4 protein-coding genes and 1 pseudogene are annotated in these 5,841 nt (G+C 63.9%); 3 read left to right on the top strand and 2 right to left on the bottom strand.

From position 1 onward, the window contains the following. Positions 1 to 716 (bottom strand): annotated as a pseudogene (locus VJ655_RS18065) (acetyl-CoA acetyltransferase); the annotation flags it as partial. A 238-nt stretch (positions 717 to 954) separates the two neighbouring features. On the opposite strand from VJ655_RS18065, the gene VJ655_RS18060 reads away from it, so the two are divergent. From VJ655_RS18060 to VJ655_RS18050, 3 genes are all read left to right on the top strand, one after another. Beyond that, positions 955 to 1,293 (top strand): P-II family nitrogen regulator, encoded by a 339-nt coding sequence (locus tag VJ655_RS18060; RefSeq protein WP_324113484.1) that lies wholly within the window; start codon positions 955 to 957, stop codon positions 1,291 to 1,293. A gap of 48 nt (positions 1,294 to 1,341) precedes the next feature. After that, positions 1,342 to 2,751, top strand: a complete 1,410-nt coding sequence (gene glnA, locus VJ655_RS18055) for a type I glutamate--ammonia ligase (RefSeq protein ID WP_324113483.1) — start codon at positions 1,342 to 1,344, stop codon at positions 2,749 to 2,751. 311 nt (positions 2,752 to 3,062) lie between these two features. Then, the gene (locus tag VJ655_RS18050; RefSeq protein WP_324113481.1) at positions 3,063 to 5,243 is read left to right on the top strand and encodes a TonB-dependent receptor; all 2,181 of its coding nucleotides are present in this window, start codon (positions 3,063 to 3,065) and stop codon (positions 5,241 to 5,243) included. 60 nt (positions 5,244 to 5,303) lie between these two features. Here the strand turns inward: VJ655_RS18050 and VJ655_RS18045 are convergent, their stop codons facing one another. Beyond that, on the bottom strand, positions 5,304 to 5,690 hold the full coding sequence (locus VJ655_RS18045; RefSeq protein ID WP_324113479.1) for a putative quinol monooxygenase: 387 nt from the start codon (positions 5,688 to 5,690) through the stop codon (positions 5,304 to 5,306). Between the last annotated feature and the right edge of the window lie 151 nt (positions 5,691 to 5,841).

Raw genomic sequence — 5,841 nt, 5'->3', positions numbered from 1 at the left:
TCGGTCACCGTCACCAGCTCCTCGGCCGATCGCTCGACCGGGAACCAAGCGTAGGGATTGGCCGCCGCCACCTTGGTGAAGGGCGCGAACAGCTCGCCCAGGGCCTTCTGGTGATCGACGATCGACCGACCATCCCGCGCGCGCAGGGCGTTCTCGAAGAGGGGATAGGTGTTGACCGGGTAGCCCAGGCCATGCGCGGCTTCCTGCTCGGTCACGCCCGGACGCGGATCGCCGATCCTTCGGGGCGTGCTGTCGAGATCATCGCCCCAGCCCTCAAAGCCAAATCCGCCCTTCATCCGCTTCATCAGCGAACCCAGGAATTCCGCGCCGCTGATCAAGGCCAGTTGGGACTCGCCCTGAGCGATCCTCTCGCACACGATATTGACCGCCTGCTGGGGGCTGTTGCCGCCGGTTTCGGTATAGACGCTCCAGGATGGGGTGGCCGAAAACGCCCGGGCCAGCGAGGCCGGCGGGTCGCTCAGGCGGGGTAACGGGAGCTTCGACAACCCTCCCGGAGCGTCGATGCTGAACGCGACGACCGCCAAAGCGTCCAGATCGGCAAGAACCGACCCCTTCAGCCCCGCATCGAGAACCGCTCGTTCCGCCGCAACTTTCAGCAACTCCAGAGGGGACGGTGAATTCGCCGCTTCACCTCGATATGTGAATTGGCCCGCACCGATCAAAACCGGCGTGTCGTCACGCATTTCCACCCCCATTCAAACGCTCGTTGGGCGCGATCCTAGGCGCGAAACCGCACGTCGCAAGGCCATTTGACGCCCATTCTCGAAATGACCGAAAATACGGCGCCGGTAGCTGAATTTTTGCACACATGCCCGGAAGTCGACCGATCGTCAGGCTTTGTCTGTGGCGTTCGCTTGCGGGCCCTCGGAGGGCGTGATGGTTGCCCGCTCAGTTGAAGGCGGTGCGCCGCCGACGGGCCCGAAAGTGGAACCGATGAAGAAGATCGAAGCCATCATCAAGCCGTTCAAGCTGGATGAGGTGAAGGAGGCCCTGCAGGATATGGGCGTCCAAGGCATGACTGTGCTCGAAGCCAAGGGCTATGGCCGTCAGAAGGGCCACACCGAGCTCTATCGCGGCGCCGAGTACGTCGTGGACTTCCTCCCCAAGATCAAGGTGGAGGTGGTTGTCGAGGACAGCCAGCTGGAACCCGCGCTGGAAGCCATCACTCGCGCCGCCCGCACGGGCCGCATCGGCGACGGCAAGATTTTCGTCTCGGACATCGCGGAAGTGATCCGCATCCGAACCGGAGAAAGCGGCCCGGCCGCCGTCTAGGCGTCTGGATCGTCAATACTTACGAGAGTTCTACAAAGGGGATACGGAATGACCACCGCCAAGGATATCCTGAACCTGATCAAGGAAAAGGACGTCAAGTACGTCGACGTCCGCTTCACCGACGTGCGCGGCAAGATGCAGCACGTCACGTTCGACATCGACCTGGTCGACGATGACTTCCTGAACGACGGCACCATGTTCGACGGCTCGTCGATCGCCGGTTGGAAGGCCATCAACGAGTCCGACATGAAGCTGCGTCCGGACCTGGACAGCGCCATCATCGACCCGTTCTACCAGCAGACGACGCTGGCCCTGTTCTGCGACGTCGTGAACCCCGACAGCGGCACCCCGTACAACCGCGACCCGCGCTCGATCGCCAAGGCCGCGCTGAACTACCTGAAGTCGGCTGGCGTGGGCGACACCGTCTACTTCGGCCCGGAAGCCGAGTTCTTCATCTTCGACGACGTCCGCTGGTCGACCGCGCCGAACAACACCGGCTACTCGTACGACTCCACCGAACTGCCGGTGAACTCGGCCAAGGAATATCCGGAAGGCAACATGGGCCACCGCCCGGGCCCGAAGGGCGGCTACTTCCCGGTGAACCCGGTCGACAGCTGCCAGGACCTGCGCGGCGAAATGCTGGCCGTCATGGGCGAGCTGGGCATGAAGCCGGAAAAGCACCACCACGAGGTGGCTCCGGCCCAGCACGAGCTCGGTCTGAAGTTCGACACCATGGTCACCATGGCCGACCGGATGCAGCTCTATAAGTACGTCATCCACAACGTCGCCGCGGCCTACGGCAAGACGGCCACCTTCATGGCCAAGCCGATGTTCGCCGACAACGGCTCGGGCATGCACGTCCACCAGTCGATCTGGCAGGACGGCAAGCCGCTGTTCGCCGGCGACAAGTACGCTGGCCTATCGCAGGAATGCCTGTGGTACATCGGCGGCATCATCAAGCACGCCAAGGCCATCAACGCGTTCTCGAACTCGACGACGAACTCGTACAAGCGCCTGGTGCCCGGCTACGAAGCCCCGGTGAAGCTGGCCTACAGCTCGCGCAACCGTTCGGCCTCGATCCGCATCCCGCACGTCGACTCGCCGAAGGCCAAGCGTCTGGAAGCCCGCTTCCCCGACCCGATGGGCAACCCCTATCTGACCTTCGTGGCCCTGCTGATGGCCGGCCTGGACGGCATCATCAACAAGATCGATCCGGGCCCCGCCGCCGACAAGAACCTCTACGACCTGCCGCCGCGCGAGCAGAAGAAGATCCCGGAAGTCTGCGGCTCGCTGCGCGAAGCCCTGGAAAACCTGGACAAGGACCGCGCCTTCCTGAAGGCCGGCGGCGTCATGGACGACGATTTCATCGACAGCTACATCGAGCTGAAGATGGAAGAAGTGATGCGTCTGCAACTGCACCCGCACCCCGTCGAATTCGACATGTACTACAAGTGCTAAGCGCGCCTAGCGCGCTCGAGCCTTAGACGATCTGAAGGGCCGGAGAGCGATCTCCGGCCCTTTTCCGTTGCGCGTCCAACATAGGCGGTCGTCATAACTGGGAATGATTTATTACTTGTGGGCAGCGCCTGAACAAAAATGTCGCAACTTCGCAACAGAACCGACGTAATCGCCCCTCTCTGTCCGAAATCACGTGGCGCGAGATATCCGCGAGGCCAAGACTTGGCCTATCGCAGCGCAAACGGAATCGCCGCCAACGCTCTGCTCAAGACTGGCGACGCGGCGCCGCAAGATCACAACAGGATCTCTCCATGCCCAAGCTCAACAGCTCTCTTCGCCGCGCCCTGACGGTGTCGTGCGGCCTGACCGCCCTCGCCTCCGCGATGGCCGCCGCGCCGGCCGCCTTCGCCCAGGACACCAAGGTCGGTGAGGTGATCATCACCGCCCAGAAGCGCAGCGAGAACCTGCAGGACGTGCCGGTTTCGGTGGCCGCGATCGGCGGCGAGAAGCTGCAGTCGACCTTCGCCGCCGGCGACGACATCCTGGCCCTGTCGGCCAAGGCTCCGGGGCTCTACGCCGAGTCCTCGAACGGCCGCGCGGCCCCGCGCTTCTACATCCGCGGCCTGGGCAACGCCGACTTCGATCTGGCCGCCTCGCAGCCGGTGTCGATCATCCAGGACGAGGTCGTCCTGGAAAACGTCGTGCTGAAGAGCTCGCCCATCTACGACCTGGATCACGTCGAAGTTCTGCGCGGCCCGCAAGGCACGCTGTTCGGCCGCAACACCACGGCTGGCATCGTCAAGTTCGACACCATCAAGCCGAGCGACGAGACCAAGGGCCGCCTGACCCTGTCCTACGGCACCTACAACACCGTCACCGCCGACGGCGGCTTCGGTGGCGCCGTCGTCCCGGGCAAGGTCGCGGTCCGCGCCTCGTTCCTGCTGCAGCGTCGCGACGACTACATCGACAACACCTACACCAAGAAGGAGGATGCGCTCGGCGGCTTCAACGAAAAGGCCGCTCGCTTCCAGGTGCTGGTCACCCCGACCGAGAAGCTGTCGGCCCTGTTCAACGTCCACGGCCGCGACCTGAACGGCACCGCCGCCGTGTTCCGCGCCAACGTGCTGACCAAGGGCTCGAACAAGCTCAACGCCAACTACGACCGCGACAAGGTCGCCTACGACAACACCGCCAACAACCCGCAGAAATACAAGGGCTACGGCGCGTCGGCGAACATCGGCTACGACTTTGACGGCGTGAAGCTGACCTCGATCACCGCCTATGAGAACACCCACGGCTACAGCCTGGGCGACATCGACGGCGGCAATCCGACCGGTCCGGGCTTCATTCCGTTCCAGTCGAACACCCAGGATGGAATCAAGAACCTGTTCCAGTGGACCCAGGAAGTGCGCCTGGCCAGCGACACCGACGGTCCGCTGAGCTGGCAGGTCGGCGGCTTCTACTTCGACACCAAGTACGACATCCGCACCGATCCGTTCTTCATGCCCGCCACCACCCTGCGCCAGAAGAACAAGGCCTGGGCGGTGTTCGGCCAAGCCTCGTACGCGATCAACGACCAGCTGACTCTGACTGGCGGCCTTCGCTACACCGATGACGACAAGGATATGAACGTCGTGTCGGGCCCGAACCCGGCCCCCTCGGTTTCGGTGTCGGACTCGCAGGTGAGCTGGGACCTGTCGGCCTTCTACAAGATCGACGAGGACGTCAGCGTCTACGCCAAGGTCGCCTCTGGCTTCCGCGGTCCGTCGATCCAGGGCCGAGACATCGCCTTCGGCTCGCCGGCCTCGTCGGCCAAGTCCGAAACCATCATGTCCTACGAGCTGGGCCTGAAGAGCGAGCTGTTCGAACGCCGCGTCCGCCTGAATGGCGCGGTCTTCGCCTACAGCATCGACGACCCGCAATTTAGCGCCGTCGGCGGCGGTTCGAACTCCAACCGCCTGATCAACGCCAAGAAGGGCGAGGCCTACGGGCTGGAACTGGACAGCGAATTCGTGGTCACCCCGAACTTCGTCGTCACGGCCGGCTACAGCTACGCCCACACCAAGATCAAGGACAGCGCGCTGGCCGTCGCCCCCTGCGCCGCCTGCACGGTCACCGATCCACTGACCGCCGGCGGCCTGGCCCTGGTGAACGGCAACCCGTTCCCGAACGCGCCGAAGTACACCTTCGACGTCACGGCCCGCTACAGCTACCCGGTCGCCTCGGGCGAACTGTTCGCCTTCACCGACTGGAAGGTCCAGGGCTACACGAACATCTTCCTGTACCAGTCGAAGGAGTTCTACACGAAGGGCGACTTCGAGGGCGGCCTGAAGCTGGGCTACGCCAACAAGGCGGGCGGTTGGGAAGTGGCGGCCTTCGCCCGCAACATCACCAACGAGAGCAACATCAAGGGCGCGATCGACTTCAACAACCTGACCGCGTTCGTCAACGAGCCGCGCGTGGTCGGCGTCTCGGTCGACGCTCGCTTCTAAGGTTCTTCAAACCTCGGAAACACGAAGGCCGCGGAGCGATCCGCGGCCTTTCCTTTTCGCTCAGATCTTGAGGCCCTGGCCGATCACCGGTTCGGTCTCGAAGTGTTGCGGGAAGCCGGCGATGATCGGCCGCGCCTTGGCGATCGCGGCTTGAACGGCCGGCAGCTTGAGAGACGCGGCGTGCGCGTCCTTGTCGGTCCAGACCTCGGTGATCCAAAGGGCGTCGGCGTTCGCTGGATCCTTGGCGATCACGTAGCTGAGACATCCCGGCATCCCGCCGGTGCTCTCGCCGAGGATCGCCAGCAGTTCGTCGCGCTTCCCCGGCGCGGCCAGCATCTGTCCGATCAGTCCATACATGGCGATCTTCTCCTGGGCTTGAGTCTTGGTCGCGACGGCGGCGAGAACCAGTCCGCCCGCCAACACGTCACGTCGAATGATCTTGCTCATGGCGTTTCCCCTTCCAGCGCAGCATCGCCGATCCGCGACCGGATCGTGTCAGCAGAACCGGCTAAGCCTTGCACTCGCCCGGCGCGGCGACGCTGACGCCGGCCCCGGCCGCCTGACAGGCGTTGCCATAGGTCTTGCCGTCGCAGCCGCA

Source organism: Caulobacter sp., from assembly GCF_035254145.1.
Classification (GTDB): Bacteria; Pseudomonadota; Alphaproteobacteria; order Caulobacterales; family Caulobacteraceae; genus Caulobacter.
The sequence above is the reverse complement of the archived record's forward strand: the minus strand, read 5'-3'. Positions and strand labels throughout refer to the sequence as shown.

What these genes read in the sequence shown, in the direction of transcription:
- VJ655_RS18060 (WP_324113484.1), top strand. Translation starts at nt 955, where the DNA reads ATGAAGAAGATCGAAGCCATCATCAAGCCGTTCAAGCTGGATGAGGTG.
- glnA (WP_324113483.1), top strand. Translation starts at nt 1,342, where the DNA reads ATGACCACCGCCAAGGATATCCTGAACCTGATCAAGGAAAAGGACGTC.
- VJ655_RS18050 (WP_324113481.1), top strand. Translation starts at nt 3,063, where the DNA reads ATGCCCAAGCTCAACAGCTCTCTTCGCCGCGCCCTGACGGTGTCGTGC.
- VJ655_RS18045 (WP_324113479.1), bottom strand. Translation starts at nt 5,690, where the DNA reads ATGAGCAAGATCATTCGACGTGACGTGTTGGCGGGCGGACTGGTTCTC.